Origin of the sequence: Enterococcus sp. DIV1298c (assembly GCF_017316315.1) — a bacterium.
Taxonomy (GTDB): Bacteria; Bacillota; Bacilli; order Lactobacillales; family Enterococcaceae; genus Enterococcus_B; species Enterococcus_B mangumiae.
The window spans coordinates 13,476-36,215 of record NZ_JAFLWG010000007.1; the positions used below are offsets into that span (position 1 = coordinate 13,476).

The 22,740-nt window shown below is 41.3% G+C and carries 23 protein-coding genes and 1 riboswitch; of the genes, 20 read left to right on the top strand and 3 right to left on the bottom strand.

Annotation, left to right across the window (positions count from 1 at the left end):
- Nucleotides 1-7: 7 nt before the first annotated feature.
- Nucleotides 8-604, bottom strand: coding sequence for an FUSC family protein (locus JZO83_RS01400; RefSeq protein ID WP_206857976.1), 597 nt, complete (start codon nucleotides 602-604; stop codon nucleotides 8-10).
- Nucleotides 605-713: 109 nt separating this feature from the next.
- On the opposite strand from JZO83_RS01400, the gene JZO83_RS01405 reads away from it, so the two are divergent.
- The gene (locus tag JZO83_RS01405; protein ID WP_206857974.1) at nucleotides 714-1,679 is read left to right on the top strand and encodes an aromatic acid exporter family protein; all 966 of its coding nucleotides are present in this window, start codon (nucleotides 714-716) and stop codon (nucleotides 1,677-1,679) included.
- A gap of 56 nt (nucleotides 1,680-1,735) precedes the next feature.
- Here JZO83_RS01405 and JZO83_RS01410 read toward each other — a convergent pair whose 3' ends face one another.
- Nucleotides 1,736-2,695 (bottom strand): Gfo/Idh/MocA family oxidoreductase, encoded by a 960-nt coding sequence (locus JZO83_RS01410; protein WP_206857972.1) that lies wholly within the window; start codon nucleotides 2,693-2,695, stop codon nucleotides 1,736-1,738.
- A 193-nt stretch (nucleotides 2,696-2,888) separates the two neighbouring features.
- Between JZO83_RS01410 and JZO83_RS01415 the strand changes: the two genes are divergently transcribed.
- The 9 genes from JZO83_RS01415 (at nucleotide 2,889) to purB (ending at nucleotide 11,161) form a co-directional block, all read left to right on the top strand.
- Nucleotides 2,889-3,425 carry a hypothetical protein gene (locus tag JZO83_RS01415; protein ID WP_206857970.1) on the top strand — a complete coding sequence of 179 codons (537 nt, stop codon included), beginning with the start codon at nucleotides 2,889-2,891 and terminating at the stop codon, nucleotides 3,423-3,425.
- A gap of 13 nt (nucleotides 3,426-3,438) precedes the next feature.
- The gene (locus tag JZO83_RS01420; RefSeq protein ID WP_206857968.1) at nucleotides 3,439-4,236 is read left to right on the top strand and encodes a M15 family metallopeptidase; all 798 of its coding nucleotides are present in this window, start codon (nucleotides 3,439-3,441) and stop codon (nucleotides 4,234-4,236) included.
- A 9-nt stretch (nucleotides 4,237-4,245) separates the two neighbouring features.
- On the top strand, nucleotides 4,246-4,860 hold the full coding sequence (locus JZO83_RS01425; protein ID WP_206857966.1) for a glycoside hydrolase family 73 protein: 615 nt from the start codon (nucleotides 4,246-4,248) through the stop codon (nucleotides 4,858-4,860).
- 23 nt (nucleotides 4,861-4,883) lie between these two features.
- Nucleotides 4,884-5,561, top strand: coding sequence for a hydrolase (locus JZO83_RS01430; protein ID WP_206857964.1), 678 nt, complete (start codon nucleotides 4,884-4,886; stop codon nucleotides 5,559-5,561).
- Between the two features lie 290 nt (nucleotides 5,562-5,851).
- Nucleotides 5,852-5,949: riboswitch (purine riboswitch) on the top strand.
- A gap of 86 nt (nucleotides 5,950-6,035) precedes the next feature.
- Nucleotides 6,036-6,617 carry a xanthine phosphoribosyltransferase gene (locus JZO83_RS01435; protein WP_206857962.1) on the top strand — a complete coding sequence of 194 codons (582 nt, stop codon included), beginning with the start codon at nucleotides 6,036-6,038 and terminating at the stop codon, nucleotides 6,615-6,617.
- Between the two features lie 2 nt (nucleotides 6,618-6,619).
- Entirely contained in the window at nucleotides 6,620-7,927 is a 1,308-nt protein-coding gene (locus tag JZO83_RS01440) for a nucleobase:cation symporter-2 family protein (RefSeq protein WP_206857960.1), read from the top strand.
- 319 nt (nucleotides 7,928-8,246) lie between these two features.
- Complete coding sequence (gene purE / locus JZO83_RS01445; RefSeq protein ID WP_206857958.1) at nucleotides 8,247-8,735, top strand: 5-(carboxyamino)imidazole ribonucleotide mutase; 489 nt, start codon at nucleotides 8,247-8,249, stop codon at nucleotides 8,733-8,735.
- Nucleotides 8,728-9,852: a 5-(carboxyamino)imidazole ribonucleotide synthase gene (gene purK / locus JZO83_RS01450; RefSeq protein WP_207114815.1), complete on the top strand. Its 1,125-nt coding sequence runs from the start codon at nucleotides 8,728-8,730 to the stop codon at nucleotides 9,850-9,852. The genes purE and purK overlap by 8 nt, the downstream gene beginning before the upstream one ends.
- A gap of 13 nt (nucleotides 9,853-9,865) precedes the next feature.
- Complete coding sequence (gene purB / locus JZO83_RS01455; RefSeq protein WP_206857947.1) at nucleotides 9,866-11,161, top strand: adenylosuccinate lyase; 1,296 nt, start codon at nucleotides 9,866-9,868, stop codon at nucleotides 11,159-11,161.
- Between the two features lie 128 nt (nucleotides 11,162-11,289).
- Here purB and JZO83_RS01460 read toward each other — a convergent pair whose 3' ends face one another.
- Nucleotides 11,290-11,667, bottom strand: a complete 378-nt coding sequence (locus JZO83_RS01460; protein ID WP_206857946.1) for a hypothetical protein — start codon at nucleotides 11,665-11,667, stop codon at nucleotides 11,290-11,292.
- 257 nt (nucleotides 11,668-11,924) lie between these two features.
- Between JZO83_RS01460 and purC the strand changes: the two genes are divergently transcribed.
- From purC to JZO83_RS01510, 10 genes are all read left to right on the top strand, one after another.
- Nucleotides 11,925-12,656, top strand: coding sequence for a phosphoribosylaminoimidazolesuccinocarboxamide synthase (gene purC / locus JZO83_RS01465; RefSeq protein WP_206857944.1), 732 nt, complete (start codon nucleotides 11,925-11,927; stop codon nucleotides 12,654-12,656).
- Between the two features lie 3 nt (nucleotides 12,657-12,659).
- Nucleotides 12,660-12,914 (top strand): phosphoribosylformylglycinamidine synthase subunit PurS, encoded by a 255-nt coding sequence (gene purS / locus JZO83_RS01470; RefSeq protein WP_206857942.1) that lies wholly within the window; start codon nucleotides 12,660-12,662, stop codon nucleotides 12,912-12,914.
- Between the two features lies 1 nt (nucleotide 12,915).
- A complete protein-coding gene (gene purQ / locus JZO83_RS01475; protein WP_206857933.1) occupies nucleotides 12,916-13,590 on the top strand; it encodes a phosphoribosylformylglycinamidine synthase subunit PurQ in 675 nt (224 codons plus the stop codon).
- Nucleotides 13,591-15,813 carry a phosphoribosylformylglycinamidine synthase subunit PurL gene (gene purL, locus JZO83_RS01480; RefSeq protein WP_206857931.1) on the top strand — a complete coding sequence of 741 codons (2,223 nt, stop codon included), beginning with the start codon at nucleotides 13,591-13,593 and terminating at the stop codon, nucleotides 15,811-15,813. It abuts the gene before it with no gap.
- The gene (gene purF, locus JZO83_RS01485; protein WP_206857929.1) at nucleotides 15,798-17,237 is read left to right on the top strand and encodes an amidophosphoribosyltransferase; all 1,440 of its coding nucleotides are present in this window, start codon (nucleotides 15,798-15,800) and stop codon (nucleotides 17,235-17,237) included. Before purL ends, purF begins: the two co-directional genes overlap by 16 nt.
- 30 nt (nucleotides 17,238-17,267) lie before the next feature.
- On the top strand, nucleotides 17,268-18,311 hold the full coding sequence (gene purM / locus JZO83_RS01490; protein WP_206858017.1) for a phosphoribosylformylglycinamidine cyclo-ligase: 1,044 nt from the start codon (nucleotides 17,268-17,270) through the stop codon (nucleotides 18,309-18,311).
- Complete coding sequence (purN, locus tag JZO83_RS01495) at nucleotides 18,308-18,883, top strand: phosphoribosylglycinamide formyltransferase (RefSeq protein ID WP_206857927.1); 576 nt, start codon at nucleotides 18,308-18,310, stop codon at nucleotides 18,881-18,883. Before purM ends, purN begins: the two co-directional genes overlap by 4 nt.
- A complete protein-coding gene (purH, locus tag JZO83_RS01500; protein ID WP_206857925.1) occupies nucleotides 18,883-20,415 on the top strand; it encodes a bifunctional phosphoribosylaminoimidazolecarboxamide formyltransferase/IMP cyclohydrolase in 1,533 nt (510 codons plus the stop codon). Before purN ends, purH begins: the two co-directional genes overlap by 1 nt.
- 15 nt (nucleotides 20,416-20,430) lie before the next feature.
- Nucleotides 20,431-21,696 (top strand): phosphoribosylamine--glycine ligase, encoded by a 1,266-nt coding sequence (gene purD, locus JZO83_RS01505; protein WP_207114816.1) that lies wholly within the window; start codon nucleotides 20,431-20,433, stop codon nucleotides 21,694-21,696.
- A gap of 118 nt (nucleotides 21,697-21,814) precedes the next feature.
- Nucleotides 21,815-22,729 (top strand): aldo/keto reductase, encoded by a 915-nt coding sequence (locus JZO83_RS01510; protein ID WP_206857923.1) that lies wholly within the window; start codon nucleotides 21,815-21,817, stop codon nucleotides 22,727-22,729.
- Nucleotides 22,730-22,740 lie beyond the last annotated feature (11 nt).

A 22,740-nucleotide genomic window follows, 5' to 3' on the forward strand; every position in this document is an offset into this window, starting at 1 on the left:
TCGTTTGCTATTTTTGTTCGTTTTGTTTACGGATCTGCGCTTTTACTTCTTCAAGATTTTCAAGCAAGGCTTGCTCTTTTTTTCTTAATTCTTCTAAGTCTTCGACAATCTCTTCTTTTTTTTCTACTTCTGGTGGACGTAAGAAGAAATTGATCCCGATGGCGATAAATGTCCCGATAAAGGTGTCAAAAACCCGCTCAACAGCATAGAAGACTGATTCGCCTTGGGGGATGCTTAAAGAGATCAGCAATAATGTTGCGATAGCAGCAATGATTCCAGAATTATTATTGATCCCGTCAGATAAGACGATTACGATGATCACTAACAGTGGGAGCACGATCAGTTCAACTAAAAAATCATTGTGGAAGTAACTTTTGACAAAAAAATAGAAAATTCCTAATCCGCCACCAAGTAGATTCCCGATGATTCGTGAGCGACCAAAAGAAAAGGTAGTCGTCAAATCTTGGCGTAAGGAAAAAACAGCAGATAGGGCAGCAATCATTGGAATGCCACGATTAAAGAGATGGAAGATCAAAATACATAAGAAAACAGCTAAAGCGCTCTTCATTGTACGCATACCAAGTCGAAAGCGTCCAAATTGCATAGTATACTCTCCTTTATGTTCTTTACAATATCATAACTAAACTTACCTTGGATTGCTAGTTTTTCATGGATGAATTTAGTATAATTCAAGAAAAAGAAAGGAGCCGATCATGCGAATTGGAATGAGAACGGTAAAAACGGTCATTAGCGTTTTTGCTTCGATGGTAGTTGCCAACTATTTTTCCTTGCTCTTCTGGCCGTCTGCCGGGATTATAGCCTTGTTGAGTGTGGGGAATACTCGTCGCTCGACATTGATGACTGGTATTTATCGAATCGCTGCATTTATCATTGCTACATTTATTGCCTTTTTGTGTTTTACTTTTTTAGGCTATCGAATCATCAGTTTCAGTGTCTTTCTTTTATTTTTTATTCCGATCGCTGTGCGGTTCAAATTGACAGAAGGAATCGTTGTGAATTCAGTCTTGATCACGCATTATCTAAGTGAACAAAGTATGAGTTGGCAATTGATTGCAAATGAAGCGGCTCTGATGATGATTGGGGTAGGTTTCGCTTTGTTGTCAAATGTTTACATGCCAGATAGTAAAAAACGACTAAAAGAAAATCAAGTGATCATTGAAGAGCGTTTTCGACAACTCTTGAGGAATATGGCAGATTTTCTGATTTCTGATGGTGTCTACGAGAATCAAGGATTATGTAAAGAATTGCAAGTTTTTATTCGAGAAAGTCAAGCATATGCGCGGGATCATCAAGAGAATAACTTGCTCAGACAAAATCAATACTATGAAACTTATTTTTCCATGCGTCGAGCACAGATCAATGTGATCCAAGACATGCAAGAGAATTTAGAGTATATCCATGAGCCGGTACCGTATAGCGACCATATCTATGGATTATTGATTTATACAGCCGAAACATTTTCTGAGTCGAATGATGGGAAAGAAATATTAGCACGTATCGAAGAGGTGTATGGATTGTATCGTCAAATGCCATTACCTACTACTCGGAGTGAATTTGAAGCTCGTGCGGAGTTATTCCAGTTTTTACAATCATTTAAAAGTTTTATTGAAATAAAAGTAGAATTTTCTCAGCAGATGATCGTAGATGCTGAAAAGTGAAGAAATAAGACGAAGCGATACTAATGACCATCTGCTTCGTCTTATTTTATATTTATTTATCCGTTTTTCTTCCACTGTTCTTGCATCTCGTCTAACAGTGCAATGACTTCGGCGGTTAAATACAGCGAGCGATTAGGGAGTTCGCCTTCGATCATTTTTACCATATTCTCAATTTCATAATTCATTGCTTGTGCACGATTGCCACTTTCAATCAATTCTTTTGTGCCATCTGTATAGATGATTTCGGCTTGATCTGCGCGAGGATAATCATTGATCGAAAGATAGCCATTTTCAAAAGCGACAATACCAACTTTTGGCATTTTTGCCTGGAAAGTGAGGCTGATCGTCGCTAATTCATTTTCTTTATTTTGTAAAATGGTCACGGATTGTTCATCGACGCCTGTTTTGAATGGAATCATTCGAGAAGCGATGACTTCAGGTTGTGAACTTAAAAAGAAACGTGCAAATGAAACAGCGTAAGTCCCAATATCCAGCAAAGCACCGCCTGCTAAATCAGGATTGAAAAAACGGTTGGTTGGATCAGGTTCTTTGTAACTGCCAAAAGGCGCTTGGATCATTTTCAGTGCCCCTAATTTGCCTGAGTCGATCATTGAACGAAGTTGCTGATATAAAGGCATATTGAAAATCGTCATTGCTTCTGCCAAAATCAGATTTTTTTGTTCTGCTAACTGGATGGCCTTTTGAAGTTCTGCTTTATTCATAGTGATCGCTTTTTCGCATAAAACATGTTTTCCTGCTTCTAAGGCAGGAAGGATGTAATCGATATGTTGACGATTAGGAACGGCGATATAGACGATATCCACTTCAGGATCTTGTAACATATCTTGGTAATCGCCATAAGCTTTTTTAATGGCATGACGGGTAGCAAACGTTTGTGCTTTTTCGAGTGTACGTGATGCGACAGCAACCAATTCACTTGATTGCTGATTGAAGCTTTCTGCAAATTCTTGGGCAATCGATCCTAGACCAACGATGCCCCAGTGAAATTTTTTCATTTTTCATCTCTCCTCATGCTATAGTTATTGTAAGGGTATTTAGTTGAATAACCTTGGGTTCACTATTATTATAACAAAAAAAGGGGATTCGTTCGTTTTGCCGATTCGCTTTCTAAAAAAAGAGGAAAAAAATGTACAAGTGGATGATTTTTCAATTTAATTTAAGTAAAATAATTACGAGGAGGGAATTACCATGCATCAAGTATACGTTGATCTTATTATGAGTGTTTTACTCGAACAATTTGAAACAGAACAAAATTTCTTAGATACTTATCTATTGGTGGACGAAGGAACTTGGCAAGGCTGGAAGCGTGGCGAACAAAATCTGCCATCAGAAGCAATGCAAAAAGTTAAAAACCTCTTTACAGATTATGAGTGGATGCTGACACAGAAAATTTTACGTCAAACCATCATTTTCCCTGAAAAAAGAAATGTTGCAGTAGCAGAATATAAGCAAATCAAAACTCGTATTGCTCAGAAATGGGTTGGCAGCGGCAGTGCGGATGTCGAATTGGTTCCTTTAAAAAATGATCAAATTTCCAATGGATATCTTGACTTGAAAGTCAGTATTCAATATGATGAGTGGGGCTATGATGATATTTTGAATTTCCGATTACCAGCAGAAGTTCAAAAGCAAATCGAAGGAGAGAAAATCGAGTTATTAGATTGGGTAAATGAAAATCTGGAAGAAACTTATATCAGTGAGAAAGTGGAGCCAGAAGGGGAATGAAAGGATTTTTTAAGTGAATAAAATTTTAGGTTTTGCTGCAGTTGTGATCATGATCGTTGCGATGGGCTATGTAGTCATCAGTGAAAAAGATTCTGATACGAAGGTCCGAGCGGATAATTCAAAGACTGAGCAAACAACTACGAGTACAACAAAAGAAAGTTCAGAAAACCAGACAAAAAATGAAACAGCTAGTGAGTTGCCAGATGTCAAAGTGGACGATTGGTCACTTGTTTTGGTGGGACCTGATCATAAGCTTGAGACAGAAATTGATGAAGCGAATCAATTGGTTGCGTTAGACAATGGCTATTTGGTCGATAAGCGCATCAAAACGGACTATGAAGCACTGGCTAAAGCAGCAGAGACAGCGGGCTTTCCGCTGGTAATGGTATCTGCATACCGGTCTGTGGCTACGCAACAACAAGTTTTTTCTCAAAATGTACAACAAGTGATGAGCAGTCAAGGTGTCACTGAAGAAGAAGCGACCAATATCACGAAAAAAACGATGACAGAACCTGGTTATAGTGAACATCATACTGGTTTAGCTGTGGATGTGGTCGATGAAACATGGTATAACAACTATCCAAGCACAGTTCTGGATGAAAAGTATGGTGAGGAACCAGGCGCTAAGTGGCTTGCGGAAAATGCCCCTAAATATGGGTTTATCATCCGTTATCCAAAAGGTCGTCAGGATATTACCAAGATCACTTATGAACCTTGGCATTTACGATATGTGGGCAAAGAAAGTGCGGAATATATCGCAGCAAATGATTTAACGATGGAGGAGTACTTAGACCAACTAAAAGAAAAGTAGGAATAAGAAATGGCAAAAAAGAAATGGAAAAAACAAAGGCGCAAAAATAATCGCTGGTTTGCTGTAATTGTAGGAAGTATGTTGATGATGATGGCTTTTGTTTTTTCTATGAGAAGTTTGTCATCCCCATATTCCACAGAAGCACAGCAACAAGAAGAGTTGACCCATCAAGAATTCATCAATGCATTAGTTCCTCACGCAAAAGAGCTGCAGCAAGGATATGGCGTTTTGCCGAGCATCATCATCGGTCAAGCTATACTTGAATCTGATTGGGGCAATAGTACCCTTGCAAGTAAATATAAGAACCTATTTGGCATCAAGGCATTTGGGAACGAAGAAAAAGTCAATCTGGAAACAAAAGAATATATCAATGAAGAATGGATCACCATCCAAGGAGACTTCCGAGTCTATTCTTCATGGGAAGAGTCGATGGATGATCACACTGCATTATTTATCAATGGTGTTGATTGGAACCCTGCTCTGTATGCGAATGTGATCGCTGCGACGAATTACATCGAGGCAGCCCACGCGTTACAAACAGCAGGATATGCGACAGATCCGACATATGCTGATAAAATCATACATGTGATTGAAACTTATCAGTTAAATCAATACGATCAATAATCAGATAGAACGGAAGTGGACGGATGGCAGATTTATTTGTTCCGGAAATAATGACAGAATTACGTAAAGATATCGTGAGAGTTCCAGAGGTCATTATGGAAGCAAGTGGGATTAAAATTTTTGGAAAGTTGATACGTTCGATTATCTTTACAACAGATATTGCGATCATCAGAAACACAAATGCAAATGCAGTGATCGCAGTTTATCCGTTTACGCCGCACCCGGCGATTACGAAAAGCATTATTGAAGCAGCGGATATTCCAGTTTTTTCTGGAGTTGGTGGTGGATTGACGCAAGGGATGCGTTCTGCATACATGAGTCTTTTCGCTGAAGCGCAAGGTTCACTAGGTGTGGTATTGAATGGACCGACACCTGTAGAAACAGTTCATGATGTCTGTCAGGTTGTCGATATCCCAGTAATCAGTACGGTGACATCCAAATACTCGGAAATCGAAGAGAAATTAGCGGCAGGTATCACGATCATCAATATCAGTGCAGGAAAAGACACAGCAGAGACTGTACGTTTTTTCCGAGAGAAATATCCAGAGTTACCGATCATTGCGACTGGTGGACCAACAGATGAGAGCATCAAAGAAACGATTGAAGCTGGTGCTAATGCGATCACCTATACGCCACCAAGCAGTGGGGAATTGTTCAGTCGTAAAATGGACAAATACCGAAAAATCGAGAAGACGAACTGAATCTTAAACAAAAACTAGTTGTTGTGACAACTGTCTAGCTCCAAGCAATAAAAAATAATGGGTTTTACTTTTGTTCCAGTCTCGTACAATCTTGACTTTAGCAACCTTTCTCTTTTTGGACGGGTTGCTTTTTTTATCTAAAAGATTCGTCTACTTTCTGTGTTGGATCAATGCGTGTGGTCATCACCTAAACCTAAGATAAATCCTTTATGAGAAATACGAGAAAGATGGTTGTAAGTTTCAGAAACAAGTGTTAGACTGTTTTCATCGTTTAAAAACAATGCGTTTATCAATCGAATAATCGAACAACTTATATATCGTCATGATAAGGATGACAGTTTCTAGCCAGCACCGTAAATGTTGGACTATAAGTGAAAAAGTAGTGAGACATCTTTTTTGCTTATATATTCGAGCAGAAGAGATGTTTTTTCTATTGTGAGTAAAATGAATTTAGCAAGAAAAGGAGTAAATAAAGTGAAAGAATTAGTAGGACGTATCAATAAAGATGGGCAAGTCTTGGGTGAAGGCGTGTTAAAAGTAGACAGTTTTGTTACTCATCAGGTTGATCCAGTTTTGATGGAACAAATGGGCCAACGTTTTGCAGAAGTTTTTAAAGAGCAAGGAATCACTAAAGTCGTAACGATTGAAGCTTCTGGCATCGCACCAGCTTTATTTGCAGCTAAAGAGTTGGGCGTACCAATGATTTTTGCTAGAAAAGCCAAAAGTTTAACAATGGACGAAGAATTACTAACTGCCTCTGTCTATTCATTTACGAAACAAGTAACGAGCACGATCTCGATTTCTCGGAAATTTTTATCTTCTGACGATAAAGTATTGATCATCGATGACTTTTTAGCCAACGGTCAAGCGGCAAAAGGCTTGATCGAATTATGCCAGCAAGCAGGAGCGAGCGTTGAAGGAATTGGGATCGTCATTGAAAAATCATTCCAAGACGGTCGCCAACTTCTTGAAGAAATGGGTTTGAAAGTCGTATCGCTTGCACGCGTTGCCTCACTTTCAAATGGTCAAGTAGAATTTCTTGAGGAGGATGCATAAGCGTGGAAAAAGAAACACAAAATGGTAAAGCTGCTGTCTTAGGACTACAGCATTTATTGGCGATGTATGCAGGCGCTGTTGCTGTACCGTTACTGATCGGTACGGGGTTAGGGTTTAATCAAGAACAGATGACGTATCTTATCTCAATCGATATTTTTATGTGTGGGTTAGCCACACTTTTGCAATTGACTGTCAATCGCTTTTTCGGCATCGGCTTACCAGTTGTTTTAGGTTGTGCGATCCAAGCAGTGGCACCGTTGATTTTGATCGGTAGTACAGAAGGTGTAGGGGCAATCTACGGTTCGATCATCGCATCGGGGATTTTCGTCGTTTTAGTAGCGGGCTTCTTTTCTAAGATCAAAAAGCTCTTTCCACCAATCGTAACTGGAACAGTGATCACAGTGATTGGGCTGACATTGATTCCTGTAGCGATCGAAAAAATGGGTGGCGGTAGTGCAGCTGCTCCTGGATTTGGTGATTTGACTAATTTATTATTAGCGTTTGTGACGATCCTCTTGATCGTAGGCGTGCAATTATTAGGAAAAGGATTCATCCGTTCGATTGCAGTATTGATTGGTTTGATCGGAGGAAGTATCTTAGCGGGCTTCTTAGGTAAGATCGACTTAGGTGCGATTGGTCAGGCACCGATTTTCCACGTACCGCAACCCTTTTATTTTGGCAAGCCGACATTTGAAATTTGGTCGATTTTATTGATGATCATCATTTCGATGGTGAGTATGGTCGAGTCAACAGGCGTATACTTTGCCTTGGGGGATATCACTGGCAAAAAAATTGGCGAAGAACAACTGAAAAAAGGCTATCGAGCAGAAGGTTTAGCTGTGGTCTTAGGTGGTATTTTTAATACATTTCCGTATACCGGCTTTTCGCAAAATGTTGGATTAGTTCAACTTTCTGGAATCAAAACAAGAAAACCGATTTATTTTTCTGCTTTCTTTTTGATCATTTTAGGTTTATTCCCTAAAATCGGTGCGGTTGCTCAAATCATTCCTGAACCAGTTCTTGGTGGCGGAATGCTTGTGATGTTTGGTATGGTTGCGATCCAAGGAATCCGTATGTTGCTAGAAGTCGATTTTACAAATGATAAAAATTTGTTGATTGCTGCGGTATCGATCGGTTTTGGCTTAGGATTCAATTTGATGCCTGAACTATTCAGTCAATTACCAGAAACAGTCCAAATGTTTACTGGAAATGGTATCGTCATGAGCAGTATCACAGCCATTGTTTTGAACTTAGTCTTCAACGGACTAAAACAAGACGAGAAAATCATTAAAGAAGCACTGAAGGATTGATCTAAGTCCCTTCACAAATAATAGTGAACAAAAAATGCAGAGAATCTGAAAATGGTTGATATTTTCGGGTTCTCTGCTTTTTTAGTTGAAGGATAGGCAACAGGCTTTTTTGATGTGTTTGAAAAACAGGAAGAACAGTTTTAACGATTTGTTAAAAAACGAATTATTTCGATCATGGAAAAACTTGTTTTGAAGTTTTTTGATCGATTCCAAAAAACGAACAATAATACATATTAAGTTGATTTCATTCGAATTTCACTTGATTTTGAAGATAGCGATTGATAAAATATGAGTGAATACAAATCGAGAGGAGAAACGAATGACTGCAAAAATTTCTGTGATCATGGGAAGTATTTCGGATTGGGATACAATGAAACATGCGTGTGAAATCATCGAAGAATTTGGTGTTCCATATGAAAAGAAAGTGGTATCTGCGCATCGGACACCTGATTTGATGTTCTCATACGCTGAGGAAGCTCGAGAAAAAGGAATAAAAGTCATCATAGCTGGGGCGGGCGGTGCTGCGCATCTACCAGGGATGGTTGCCGCAAAAACGACCCTACCGGTAATCGGTGTTCCTGTCCAAAGCCGAACATTGAACGGATTAGATTCTTTGTTGTCCATCGTCCAAATGCCAGGCGGCGTCCCTGTAGCGACAACCGCAATTGGAAAAGCTGGAGCAATTAATGCCGGTCTACTTGCGATACAGATGCTTTCAATGTATGATTTAGAATTGGAGGCTGCATTAGCGAAACGACGCGCAATGTCGGTTGAATCTGTAATAGAAAGTAGTGATCAACTTGGTTAAACCATTATTACCAGGATCGACGATCGGGATCGTCGGTGGTGGACAGTTAGGTCGCATGATGGCGATCAGTGCAAAAGAAATGGGATTCAAAGTCGGTGTACTTGATCCAATGAATGATTGCCCGGCTGCTCAAGTAGCAGATTGGCATATCGAAAGTTCATATGATGATACTTTTGCCTTGGAGGAACTTGCAAGAAGAACTGAGGTTATCACCTACGAATTTGAAAATGTCAGCGTTGAAGCGCTGAATGCGATTTTGCCCATGTCATTTATTCCTCAAGGGACAGATTTGTTGGCGATCACGCAAGATCGTCTTTTAGAAAAATCTTTTTTAGAAACAAATAATATTGTGATCGCACCACATGCGACGATCGTTAGTCCAACAGATATCCAAGATGCAATCGATGGTATCGGCTATCCTTGTGTGTTGAAAACAACTCGAGGCGGATATGATGGGAAAGGGCAATATGTTCTGAAGAGTCGAGCGGACTTAGCTCCTGCGATGGATCTTTTAAGAGAAGGGACTTGCGTATTAGAAGCATGGATCCCATTTGAGAAAGAACTATCGATCATGGTCGCTGGAAATGGACAAGGACAATATATGACATTCCCAGTTGTTGAAAATATCCACCGCAACAACATTCTTCATGAAACGATCGCTCCAGCAACGGTTCCAACTGATGTGATCGAAGAAGCAGAAAGGATCGCGAAAGTGATCGCCGAAGCAGTTAGTTTGTCCGGTGTACTTGGCGTCGAAATGTTTTTGACGAAGACTGGTGGATTATACGTCAATGAATTAGCACCACGTCCACATAATTCAGGACACTACACCTTGGAAGCTTGTGGGATGACACAGTTTGATGCGCATATTCGCGGAATCTGTGGCTGGCCGTTAGCTGAAAAAGTGCCACTATTGAGCAAAGCAGTCATGGTCAACGTTTTAGGCGAGCAACTATTAGAAAGTTACAATTTGATTGCCAAAAAACAAGATTGGAAATTCCATTTTTATGGCAAGAAACAAGCAAAAAAAGGTCGTAAGATGGGACATATCACGATTTTGACAGAAGATATCGAGGCGACATTGAAAGAAATCGAAAAAACGAATATTTGGGACTAAAGGAGAATACTTGATGTTAGAACGTTATACACGACCTGAAATGGGCAATATTTGGACAGAGCAAAACAAATACCAAGCATGGCTAGAAGTGGAGATCCTTGCTGATGAAGCTTGGGCAGAGTTAGGAGAAATACCTAAGGAAGATGTCGCAAAAATTCGTGAACATGCGTCTTTTGATATTGATCGTATCTTAGAGATCGAACAATCGACTCGCCATGATGTCGTTGCCTTTACTCGAGCTGTGTCTGAAACACTTGGCGAAGAAAGAAAATGGGTCCATTATGGCTTGACGAGTACAGATGTTGTCGATACGGCTTACGGTTATCAAATCAAACAAGCCAATGACATTTTGCGAGAAGATTTGAAACGTTTCACAGCGATCATAGGCGAAAAAGCAAAAGAGCATAAGTATACCGTGATGATGGGACGTACGCATGGTGTGCATGCTGAACCAACGACTTTTGGACTGAAATTGGCTACTTGGTATTCTGAGATGAAACGAAACATCGAACGTTTTGAACATGCAGCAAAAGGCGTAGAAGCAGGGAAAATTTCTGGCGCTGTTGGTACGTTTGCGAATATCCCACCGTTTATCGAAGAGTATGTCTGCGAAAAATTAGGAATACGTGCGCAAGAAGTATCGACCCAAGTTTTACCACGTGATCTGCATGCAGAGTATTTTGCAACGATGTCATTGATTGCGACAAGTATTGAGCGTTTTGCGACTGAGATCCGCGGACTTCAAAAATCTGAGACACGTGAAGTGGAAGAGTTTTTTGCGAAAGGACAAAAAGGTTCATCAGCAATGCCTCATAAACGGAATCCGATCGGGTCAGAGAATATGGCAGGTTTAGCACGTGTGATCCGTGGACATATGATCACCGCTTACGAGAATGTTTCGCTTTGGCACGAAAGAGATATTTCACATTCTTCTGCGGAACGAATCATTTTACCTGATACAACGATCTTGCTTGACTACATGTTGAACCGTTTCGGCAATATCGTTAAAAACCTTACAGTATTCCCAGAAAACATGAAGCGTAACATGGAAGCTACTTTCGGCTTGATCTACAGTCAACGTGTTATGTTGAAATTGATCGACAAAGGCATGACAAGAGAAGAAGCTTACGATCTTGTTCAACCTAAGACTGCTTATTCATGGGACAATCAAGTGGCTTTCCGTCCGTTATTAGAAGAAGACGAAGCGATCACTTCTGTTTTGACATCAGAAGAAATCGATGAAGCCTTTGACTATAACCATCACATGAAAAATGTTGATGTCATTTTTGAACGTGTTGGTTTAGCCTGAATCGATCGGGTAGAACAAAAAGCTGCTTTATGTATAAAACACGAACAATAGATGACTAAAACGATTATTTCAAATTGAAGAAAAAAAGAACATCCTTCAGATCAACTACTGAAGGGTGTTCTTTTTGTTTAGGCGTAAGCGATTTGATGACCAAAATCAAAATGTTGTGAATGAAGAAGGCTCAATAAGGTCTCGACAAAAGTGTAGCCTAACTCTTGTTGATCGAACGTCACGCGCAATCGATAATGATGCTTGAAGAGCTTCTGCTCATGGATTTGTTTGATCACTAATTCATGGTTGTTTTGTGTCTGATAATGAAATGTTCGCTTTCGACATTCTGTTTGTCGTTTTGCTGCACGACGAAGTTTTCTAAATGTATAAAAGCTTCGATCCTTCATACAGGCATCAACATCTTTGATGGCAAGCAGATCATTATATAAGCGTGATTTTTCTTCTACAGATAAATCGAGTAAAAAACTTTGGGCAGACGTACTTGGATCTTCCATTCAGTAACCTCCTTGAAACATCTAACTGTTTTATTTAAATCTACTATATCACCAATCAAGAAATGTGTAAACGCTTCTTAACGAAGAAGCATGAATCTTAAGAATGATGTTAAAACCGAACATTAAACGTTTTTAATTAATAAAATGTACACTTTTATATTGCTTTGAATTCAGAGCCTTGGTAAAATTTAAAGTGAAAAGACGAACAAATATTACGCGTTGTCCAAGCAATGTTAATAAAACAAGGAGTCGTTGACATGGAAAAACGAGATTTGCTCTATGAAGGAAAAGCAAAAAGAATGTTTCGCACGAATGATGAATCTGTCTTATGGGTGGAGTATTTAGATCAAGTAACAGCCCTCAATGGTGGGATGAAAGATCAGATGCAAGGGAAAGCTGAATTAAACAATCAAATCACAAGTGCTATTTTTGAATACTTAGCGACACAAGGAATCAAAAATCATTTTATTGAGAAATTATCAAAAACCGAACAATTAATTAAAAAACGGTCGATCATTCCCTTGGAAGTGGTCGTGAGAAACATTTCAGCTGGAAGTTTTTCAAAGCGTTTAGGAGTAGAAGAAGGACAAGTGTTACCAACACCGATCGTTGAATTTTATTATAAAAAAGATGAATTAAATGATCCATTCATCAATGATGCCCATGTTACTTTTCTGGAGTTGGCAACGCCAGTAGAGATTGCAGAGCTAAAAAAACAAGCATTGCAAATCAATGAACATTTAAGTGAACTGTTCAAAAAAATCGATTTACAATTGGTCGATTTCAAAGTGGAATTTGGACGAACTGCGTCAGGTGAAATCGAACTGGCAGACGAGATCTCCCCGGATACTTGTCGTTTATGGGATCTTGTGACCCATGAACATATGGATAAAGATGTATATCGACGGAAGATCGGTGATATCATTCCTGTCTATCAAGAAGTACTGAATCGTTTAAATCAATTATCAATCGAAAATAAAGGAGAATAAATCATGTATTTTGTAAAAGTGTACGTAACATATAAGGACTCAGTATTAGACCCTCAAGGAGAAGCAGTTAAAAACGCGGTTCATCGTTTAGGTTACGATGCGATCGAAGAGATTCGTATCGGAAAATATTTTGAGATCCAAGTATCAGCGAGTGAAGAGGAAGTTGAGGCAACGATCGAAGCAATCTGTGATCGCTTATTAGCAAATGTCAATATGGAAACTTATCGTTATGAAATCAGCAAAATGGAGGAAGTTTAGCATGAAATTTGCCGTGATTGTTTTTCCTGGATCAAATTGTGATGCTGATTTACTTTGGGCGATCCGTGATGTGATGGGCGCAGAGGCGGACTATGTTCGTTATGATGAAACTTCTCTTGAGGGCTATGATGGGGTGTTGATCCCTGGTGGCTTTTCTTACGGCGATTACTTACGTAGTGGGGCGATTGCTCGTTTTTCTGCAATCATGGATGAAGTGATCCGTTTTGCGGAAGAAGGTAAACCTGTTTTCGGTACATGTAATGGCTTTCAAGTATTGACGGAAGCAGGATTATTACCAGGCGTCCTAAGAAGAAACGACTCACTGCGCTTCATTTGTAAATCAGCGGCACTGAAAGTCAACAACCAATCCATGTTCACTTCAGAATATGACGAAAATGAAGTCATTGAGTTGCCAGTAGCACATGGAGAAGGCAATTATTTTTGTGATGAAGAGACACTTCAAGAACTGATCGACAACAACCAAATCGTGTTTACATACGAGGGAGAAAATATTAACGGCAGTGTAGCGAACATTGCGGGAATCACAAATAAAGCGGGAAATGTGCTAGGGATGATGCCTCATCCAGAACGAGCGGTGGAAGCATTGCTAGGCTCAGAAGATGGCAAACGTTTCTTTGTTTCCCTATTGAAGAATTTCGGAAAGGTGACTGCATAAATGAAAACAATGATCGAACCAACTGCATTAGAAATCAAAGAACAAAAGATTTATACGCAATGGGGATTGACGGATGAGGAATACCGTATGATCGAAGAAGATATTTTAGGTAGAATGCCTAACTATACGGAGACTGGTTTGTTCTCAGTGATGTGGAGTGAACATTGTTCTTACAAAAATTCAAAACCGATCCTAAAGAAATTCCCTACGAGTGGGCCAAAGGTGTTGCAAGGCCCAGGTGAAGGTGCGGGGATCGTCGATATTGGCGATGGTCAAGCAGTAGTTTTTAAAGCAGAAAGTCATAATCATCCTTCAGCAGTTGAACCCTATGAAGGGGCTGCGACTGGTGTTGGTGGCATTATTCGCGATATTTTCAGCATGGGCGCACGTCCGATCGCTTTACTTGATTCTTTGCGTTTTGGTGAATTAGATAATCCTCGCACCAAATATCTTTTAGAAGAAGTCGTTGCGGGTATCGGTGGCTACGGCAATTGTATCGGTGTACCGACGGTTGGCGGCGAGATCGCCTTCGATCCTTGTTATGAAGGCAACCCATTAGTGAATGCGATGTGTGTTGGTTTGATCGACCATAAAGATATCCAAAAAGGTCAAGCATCAGGTGTGGGCAACTCGATTATGTATGTGGGCGCTAAAACAGGTCGTGACGGTATCCACGGTGCGACGTTTGCCTCTGAAGAGTTTAGCCAAGAAGAAGAACAACAACGTTCAGCAGTCCAAGTAGGCGATCCGTTTATGGAGAAATTATTGTTAGAAGCTTGTTTGGAATTGATTTTGGAGCACTCAGACATTCTAGTAGGTATCCAAGATATGGGAGCGGCAGGTCTTGTTTCCTCTAGTTCAGAAATGGCTTCAAAAGCTGGATCTGGCTTGATCTTGACCTTAGATGATGTGCCGCAACGTGAATCGCACATGACACCTTATGAAATGATGTTGTCTGAATCACAAGAACGGATGTTGATCTGTGTGAAGGCAGGTGCAGAAGCGCGTGTCCAAGAACTATTCCAAAAATACGACTTAGATGCAGTAACGATCGGAAAAGTGACGGATGACGGTCAATACCGTTTGTATCATCATGGAAAAGAAGTAGCAAATCTTCCTGTCGATGCCTTGGCAGAAGATGCGCCTGTGTATCATAAAGAAATGGTTGAACCTGAACGGATGGCGAAATTCCGTGAATTAGGCCAATACCAACCAGTGATTTCTGATCCGAACGAAACGTTGACAGCTTTGCTGAAACAACCAACGATTGCGTCTAAGCGTTCGATTTATGAAACCTATGATTCTCGTGTGCAGACGAATACAGTCGTGGCTCCTGGTAGTGATGCGGCAGTCTTGCGGATTCGTGGCACGAAAAAAGCGTTAGCGATGACGACAGATTGTAATGCTCGCTATATTTACCTTGATCCAGAAGTTGGTGGCCAGATCGCAGTTGCAGAAGCAGCACGCAATATCGTAGCTAGTGGTGGTCAACCATTAGCGATCACTGACTGTTTGAATTATGGCTCACCGGACAAACCAGAAGTCTTCTGGGAGTTAGCTTATTCAGCTGACGGGATCGCCAAAGCATGTGACATGTTGGAAACACCTGTGATCTCAGGGAATGTTTCTTTATATAACGAAACAGACGGACAAGCGATCTATCCTACACCGATGATCGGGATGGTCGGATTGATCGAAGCGCATGAACATATCACGACCCAAGGATTCAAACAAGCGGGCGATTTGATCTACGTGATCGGTCAGACGTTTGCGGACTTTAATGGGAGCGAATTGCAAAAGATGCAACTTGGTCGAATCGAAGGAATGGTCGAACATTTTGATCTAACGAACGAAAAAGAAAATCAAAACTTAGTATTGGAAGCAATCAAAGCGGGATTGATCCAAAGTGCGCATGACTGTGCAGAAGGCGGCTTAGCGGTGGCTATCGCTGAATCAGCATTCACCAATGGATTGGGTGTATCGACAACAGTTGATTTGCCAGTCGCTCACCTGTTTTCTGAAACACAATCACGTTTTGTCGTATCCGTGACAAAAGAAAATCAACAAGCATTTGAAAAGTTAGCTGGTAATCGTGTGACGCTCCTTGGTCACGTGACTGAACAGGAACAATTAGTGGTACAAGCGAGTGATGGAAGCATTGACTTGCCAGTCGCTTCTGCGAAACAGTCTTGGGAGGAAGCAATCGAATGTCTTATGAAGTAAGAAGTATCAATGAAGAATGTGGAGTGTTTGGCGTTTGGGGACATCCCCAAGCTGCCAACGTCACTTATTTTGGTTTGCATAGTTTGCAACATCGGGGACAAGAAGGCGCTGGTATCGTATCGAATGATGAAGGGAAGTTATATGGTCACCGTGATCTTGGATTGCTTTCAGAAGTTTTCAAAGATCCACGAAAACTAGCTGCATTATCGGGACAGGCAGCGATCGGTCACGTTCGTTATGCCACCGCTGGCAATGGCAGCGTGGATAATATCCAACCTTTCTTGTTCAAGTTTTATGATCAATCGATCGGATTGGCTCATAATGGGAATCTGACGAATGCGCGCTCGTTGCGCACGTCTTTAGAAAAAGATGGCGCTATCTTTCATTCAAACTCAGACACAGAGATTCTGATGCATTTGATCCGTCGCAGTAACGAAGAGACATTTTTAGACCGACTGAAAGAAGCGTTGGCTGAGGTAAAAGGAGGATTTGCCTACCTTTTATTAACAGAGGACTCAATGGTTGCGGCCTTGGATCCAAATGGTTTCCGCCCATTAGCCATTGGTCAGATGAAAAATGGGGCGTATGTCATTACTTCTGAAACGTGTGCGTTAGAAGGAATCGGCGCGCGTTTCGTACGTGATGTCTTACCTGGAGAAATCGTGATCATCAATGATGAAGGGTATACGATCGAACAATACACAACTGAAACGCAATTGGCGATCTGTTCAATGGAATATATTTATTTTGCCCGTCCTGACTCTGATATTGCGGGGATCAATGTTCATACGGCACGTAAAAATATGGGGAGACGTTTAGCAGCCGAAGCACCAATCGATGCAGACATGGTGGTTGGTGTGCCAAATTCTTCTTTGTCTGCGGCAAGTGGCTATGCTGAAGCAAGCGGGATTCCTTATGAAATCGGATTGGTGAAAAATCAATACGTGGCTCGTACGTTCATCCAACCAACGCCAGAATTAAGAGAGCAAGGTGTTCGAATGAAGCTTTCTGCGGTTCGTGGTGTTGTTGAAGGCAAAAAAATCATTATGGTCGATGATTCGATCGTTCGTGGCACGACGAGTCGAAGAATCGTGAATTTATTAAAAGAAGCTGGCGCAAAAGAAGTCCATGTACGTATTGCTTCTCCGCCATTAAAGTATCCTTGCTTTTATGGCATTGATATCCAAACGAGAAAAGAACTGATTGCAGCGAATCATTCGATCGAAGAGATCAGAGAATGTATCGGCGCTGATTCGTTGGATTTCTTAAGTGAAGAAGGATTGATCGACGCCATCGGGTTGCAAAAAGATGCACCCTATTCAGGGCTATGTATGGCTTATTTCAACGGCGATTATCCAACACCGCTGTATGACTATGAAGAGAAATACCAAGAATCTTTAAAAGAAAAAGTATCATTTTTTTAGGTGGAGCAAATGAAGGGAGCAAGTAATCAAATGGGCAATGCGTATGCAAAAGCAGGCGTGGACGTAGAAGCGGGCTACGAAGTCGTGGATCGCATCAAAAAACATGTGAAGAAAACAGAAAGAATCGGTGTGATGGGTTCGCTGGGCGGATTCGGTGGCTGTTTTGACCTTAGCACGTACAAGTTAAAAGAACCGGTCTTAGTTTCTGGGACAGATGGTGTAGGTACTAAGTTAGCGGTAGCTATCGCCGCAGATCGTCATGAAACGATCGGTATCGATTGTGTAGCGATGTGCGTCAATGATATTTTGGCGCAAGGAGCAGAACCTTTATACTTTTTAGATTATCTAGCAACAGGAAAAAATGATCCGGAACGGTTAGAAAAAGTCGTCGCTGGTGTGGCAACTGGTTGTGTATCAGCCAATATGGCATTGATCGGTGGAGAAACAGCAGAAATGCCTGGCATGTATCAAGGAGACGATTATGATTTAGCTGGTTTTGCGGTAGGAATCGCAGAGAAAAAGCAATTGATCACTGGTGAAACGATCGCCGCAGGAGATATCTTATTAGGGTTGCCTTCAAGCGGTATTCATTCAAATGGCTACTCTTTAGTTCGCAAAATCTTTTTAGAACAACAAGGATTTTCGTTGGAGGAAACAATCGAAGGGTTGGATGCTCCGTTAGCAGATGTATTGCTCGAACCGACGAAAATCTATGTTTCAACCTTATTGCCATTAGTCAAAGAAGAAAAGATCAAAGGGACTGCGCATATTACAGGTGGCGGGTTTATCGAAAATATTCCTCGGATGTTACCAGAAAATATGGCTGCAAGCATCAAACAAGGCACGTGGCCGGTTTTACCGATTTTTGATGCGCTACAGAAATATGGTGAGATCCCTGCCCATGAAATGTATGAAATCTTTAACATGGGGATCGGCATGGTCATTGCTGTGGCGCCAGAAGATGCGGCTGGGATCATCGAGAAGATCCGTGAGTCTGGCGAAAAAGTGTACCAAATCGGTCAAGTGGTACCGTTTGTTGACCAAAAAGTAGTGATCGAAGAGGGAAAAAAATGAAGATTGCCGTATTTGCTTCTGGAAATGGCAGTAACTTCCAAGCATTAGTCGATTATTTCAAAAAGAATCAACTTTCTGCGACGATCGACTGGTTATTCTGTGATCAGCCAGAGGCGTATGTCTTGCAACGTGCTAAAAAAACCGGGACTGCTTTTACTAGTTTTTCACCAAAAGAGTTTGCATCAAAGTCGGAGTATGAACAAGCGATCCTTGAAGAGTTGGACAATCGAGGAATCGATTTGATCGTGTTGGCTGGCTACATGCGCATCGTTGGTGAAGACTTGCTCGCGGTTTATGAAAATAAAATGATCAATATCCATCCCTCGTTATTACCGGATTTTCCTGGTTTGCATGGGATTAGGGATGCTTTTGAGGCAGGAGTAGATGAAACAGGTGTAACCGTTCATTATATCGATCGTGGTGTCGATACAGGCCCAATCATCCGTCAAGAAAAAGTGACGATCGAAAAAGAGGATACATTAGCCACATTAGAAGAAAAAATCCATCAGATCGAACATCGAATCTTTCCAGAAGTGATCGCAAATTTAGTAAATATGGGAGATGTAAAATAATGACAAGAGCGTTAATAAGTGTTTCAGATAAAACTGGGATCGTTGAGTTTGCGAAAGGATTACGTGCTGCGGGTATCGAGATCATCTCTACAGGTGGGACGAAAACAGTATTAGATGAAGCAGGGATCGATACGATCTCCATCGATGAAGTGACTGGCTTTCCTGAGATGATGGATGGCCGAGTAAAAACGTTACATCCTAAGATCCACGGAGGATTGTTAGGGCGACGAGACATCGAGAGTCATATGGCAGCGATGGAAGAAGAAGCGATCCAACCAATCGATGTTGTCTGCGTCAATCTCTATCCATTCAAAGATACGATCCTAAAACCGGAAACGACTGAAGCGGACGCGATTGAAAATATTGATATCGGTGGTCCAAGTATGCTGCGCAGTGCAGCCAAGAACCATGCCTTTGTGACAGCCGTCGTTGACCCATTCGATTATGAGGTTGTTTTGGCAGAAATCAAAAAAGACGGTCAAACGACCCTTGAAACACGCAGAAAATTAGCGGCTAAAGTTTTCCGACATACAGCTGCTTATGATGCGTTGATCGGTCAATATTTGACTGATGCTGTGGGCGAAAAAGAGCCTGAAAACCTAACACTTACTTATACGCGCAAACAAGATCTACGCTATGGCGAAAATAGTCATCAAGAAGCTGCGTTTTATCAGTCTGCTTTACCAGTGGAATACTCAATTGCACGTGCAGAACAATTGCACGGGAAAGAACTTTCTTTCAATAATATTCGCGATGCAGATGCTGCTTTACGTATCATGAGAGAATTTACAGAACCGACAGTCGTTGCATTGAAACACATGAATCCATGTGGCATCGGAAGCGGGGAGACGATCTTCTCAGCTTGGGAAGCTGCTTATGCTGCTGATCCAGTATCGATCTTTGGCGGGATCATCGTGTTGAATCGTGAAGTCGATTTGGCTACTGCCCAAGCAATGACTCAATTGTTTTTGGAAATCATCATCGCTCCTAGTTTTAGTGAAGAAGCACTTGCTGTTTTGAAAACCAAGAAAAATCTCCGCTTGTTACAAGTTGATTTCGCAAATGTGGCGGAAAGTGCCAATGAAATGGTATCAGTCCTTGGTGGTTTATTGATCCAACAAGATGATGTTGCAATGGAAGAACCAGAAAGTTGGACTGTCGTAACTGATCGCCAACCTACGAAAGAGGAAGAAGCTGCGATGGCTTTTGCATGGAAAGCGGTAAAACACGTTAAATCTAATGCTATCGTTGTAGCCAATCAGCAGCAAACTCTTGGTATTGGCGCAGGTCAAATGAATCGTGTCGGTTCAGTCAAGCTTGCGATCGAACAGGCAGGGGAAAAAGCAGAAACCGCAGCTTTAGCAAGTGATGCGTATTTCCCAATGGATGACTCTGTCGAATACGCTGCGAAGCATGGTATCAAAGCGATCATCCAACCTGGTGGAAGTATCAAAGATCAAGCGTCGATCGACATGGCAAATAAACATGGCATTGCGATGGTATTTACTGGCGTACGCCATTTTAGACACTAAGAGGGAGCGAATAAAATGAAATGTTTAGTTATTGGCTCCGGCGGACGGGAACATGCAGTCAGTAAGAAACTTGCAGCTAGCCCGTTGGTCGAAGCGGTATATTGTGCCCCTGGAAATCCGGGGATGAAAAAAGACGGGATCAGACTAGTGGATCTTGCGGAAACAGATCATGAAAAACTGATTGGATTCGCTCAAACTGAAGGCATCGCATGGACGTTCGTAGGTCCAGAGGTTCCCTTACTTAATGGGATCGTTGATGATTTCCAAGCAGCTGGACTAGCTATTTTTGGTCCAACGAAATCAGCGGCATTGATCGAAGGTTCAAAGAGTTTTGCTAAAGAACTGATGGCACGTCAAGGAATTCCCACCGCAGATTCACAAACTTTTACAAGTTTTAGTGAAGCGAGAACCTACATTGAAACAAAAGGTGCGCCAATCGTCATCAAAGCAGATGGATTAGCTGCTGGTAAAGGGGTCGTTGTGGCAGAAACACTTGAAGACGCAGTCAACGCCGCTTCAGAGATGTTAGAAAATGATCGATTTGGTGCGAGTGGGCAGCGAATCGTCGTAGAAGAATTTTTGTCTGGCGAAGAATTTTCTTTACTTGCTTTTGTTCGCGACACAGAGGTTTATCCAATGGTGATCTCGCAAGATCATAAACGAGCTTATAATGAAGATAAAGGGCCAAATACTGGTGGAATGGGCGCGTATACACCTGTACCGCAAATTCCTCAATCAGTGGTCGATCAGGCGATCGAAGAAGTGTTGAAACCAGCAGCACAAGGCATGAAAGAGTTAGGACGCTCATTTACAGGTATTTTATATGCTGGTTTGATTGCTACGACTGATGGTCCGAAAGTGATCGAGTTCAATGCTCGTTTTGGTGATCCGGAAACGCAAGTTGTCTTGCCTCGCCTGAAAAGTGATTTAGCAGAAATTATTGATCGTCTGTTATCAGACAAACCGATCGAGTTGACCTGGGAAACTGAAGGATGTCGCCTAGGTGTGGTGGTGGCGGCAGAAGGTTATCCAGGAACTTATCAAAAAGGTACGTTACTCCCAGATTTTTCATCTGACACAGAAGTTTCAGTCTATTATGCTGGGGTCGAGGAAGAATCAGGAGATCTGGTAAGCTCAGGAGGGCGTATCTATCTGGTAGAAGCAAGTGGTCAAACCATCGAAGAAGCGCAAGAAAAAATATACTCTGTTTTAAAAGTCAAGAATACTGACCATACTTTCTATCGGACGGACATCGGCTCTAAATCCTTGATGCCAAAGTAAAAGCTGTGTAAAAAGATAAAACTATTTTTTGCTGAAAAGGAAAAATAGTTTTATTTTTTTTGAAGCCTTTTCATGGTGGTTATGGTAAAATCGAGGTGGTAAGAAAGGATGAGATTTGATGAAAAAGATTCGTTTAGGGGCTTCTGACCAGCTCGTATCCTCCGTCATTTTAGGCTGTATGCGTTTGAATGGTTCTGAACAACCTGAGAAAGTGATTGAAACAGCTTTTGAAAATGGCATCAACTTTTTTGACCATGCGGATATTTACGGTGGTGGGGACTGTGAAACGATTTTTGCTCAAGCGTTAGCAAAAACTTCGCTAAAACGTGATGAATTATTTATCCAAACAAAGTGCGGGATCGTCCCAGGAGTGATGTTTGATTTTTCAAAAAAACATATCATTCAATCCGTGGAAGATAGTCTTCGTCGATTGAACATGGAGTATGTCGACGCATTATTACTTCACCGTCCAGATACATTGGTTGAACCAGAAGAAGTGGCTGCGGCTTTTGATGAACTGGAGCAATCTGGGAAAGTTCGTTTCTTCGGTGTGAGCAATCAAAAACCGATGCAAATCGAATTGTTGAAAAAATATGTCCGTCAACCGTTGTTGGCGAATCAATTGCAGTTTGGTCTTAAACACTCAGAAATGATCGATCAAGGAATCCATGTGAATATGACTGATGAAGCAAGTGTGGACCATGATGGCAGTATCTTAGATTACTCACGTTTACATGACATGACGATCCAAGCGTGGTCGCCATATCAATATGGTTTCTTTGAGGGAGTGTTTATCGGCAACGAGAAATTCCCTGAATTAAATCAGTCGTTAGAAGAACTGGCAGAAAAATATCAGACAACACCAACTGGTTTAGCTTCTGCTTGGATCTTACGTCATCCAGCTAATATGCAAGTCATTGCTGGAACGATGAATCTTAAGCGAATTGAAGAAATCGCTAAAGCATCAACGATCGATATGACTAGAGAAGATTGGTATGCACTATACCGCGCAGCTGGCAACATTTTGCCATAAAACAAAAGATA

Bases quoted from the DNA above. Each gene is read 5' to 3' on its own strand.
- JZO83_RS01460 (WP_206857946.1), bottom strand. From the start codon at position 11,667: ATGGAAGATCCAAGTACGTCTGCCCAAAGTTTTTTACTCGATTTATCT.
- purQ (WP_206857933.1), top strand. From the start codon at position 12,916: ATGAAATTTGCCGTGATTGTTTTTCCTGGATCAAATTGTGATGCTGAT.
- purF (WP_206857929.1), top strand. From the start codon at position 15,798: ATGTCTTATGAAGTAAGAAGTATCAATGAAGAATGTGGAGTGTTTGGC.
- JZO83_RS01415 (WP_206857970.1), top strand. From the start codon at position 2,889: ATGCATCAAGTATACGTTGATCTTATTATGAGTGTTTTACTCGAACAA.
- purD (WP_207114816.1), top strand. From the start codon at position 20,431: ATGAAATGTTTAGTTATTGGCTCCGGCGGACGGGAACATGCAGTCAGT.
- purS (WP_206857942.1), top strand. From the start codon at position 12,660: ATGTATTTTGTAAAAGTGTACGTAACATATAAGGACTCAGTATTAGAC.
- JZO83_RS01410 (WP_206857972.1), bottom strand. From the start codon at position 2,695: ATGAAAAAATTTCACTGGGGCATCGTTGGTCTAGGATCGATTGCCCAA.
- JZO83_RS01400 (WP_206857976.1), bottom strand. From the start codon at position 604: ATGCAATTTGGACGCTTTCGACTTGGTATGCGTACAATGAAGAGCGCT.
- purC (WP_206857944.1), top strand. From the start codon at position 11,925: ATGGAAAAACGAGATTTGCTCTATGAAGGAAAAGCAAAAAGAATGTTT.
- JZO83_RS01510 (WP_206857923.1), top strand. From the start codon at position 21,815: ATGAAAAAGATTCGTTTAGGGGCTTCTGACCAGCTCGTATCCTCCGTC.
- purE (WP_206857958.1), top strand. From the start codon at position 8,247: ATGACTGCAAAAATTTCTGTGATCATGGGAAGTATTTCGGATTGGGAT.
- purL (WP_206857931.1), top strand. From the start codon at position 13,591: ATGAAAACAATGATCGAACCAACTGCATTAGAAATCAAAGAACAAAAG.
- JZO83_RS01430 (WP_206857964.1), top strand. From the start codon at position 4,884: ATGGCAGATTTATTTGTTCCGGAAATAATGACAGAATTACGTAAAGAT.
- purM (WP_206858017.1), top strand. From the start codon at position 17,268: ATGGGCAATGCGTATGCAAAAGCAGGCGTGGACGTAGAAGCGGGCTAC.
- JZO83_RS01425 (WP_206857966.1), top strand. From the start codon at position 4,246: ATGGCAAAAAAGAAATGGAAAAAACAAAGGCGCAAAAATAATCGCTGG.
- JZO83_RS01405 (WP_206857974.1), top strand. From the start codon at position 714: ATGCGAATTGGAATGAGAACGGTAAAAACGGTCATTAGCGTTTTTGCT.
- purB (WP_206857947.1), top strand. From the start codon at position 9,866: ATGTTAGAACGTTATACACGACCTGAAATGGGCAATATTTGGACAGAG.
- purN (WP_206857927.1), top strand. From the start codon at position 18,308: ATGAAGATTGCCGTATTTGCTTCTGGAAATGGCAGTAACTTCCAAGCA.
- purH (WP_206857925.1), top strand. From the start codon at position 18,883: ATGACAAGAGCGTTAATAAGTGTTTCAGATAAAACTGGGATCGTTGAG.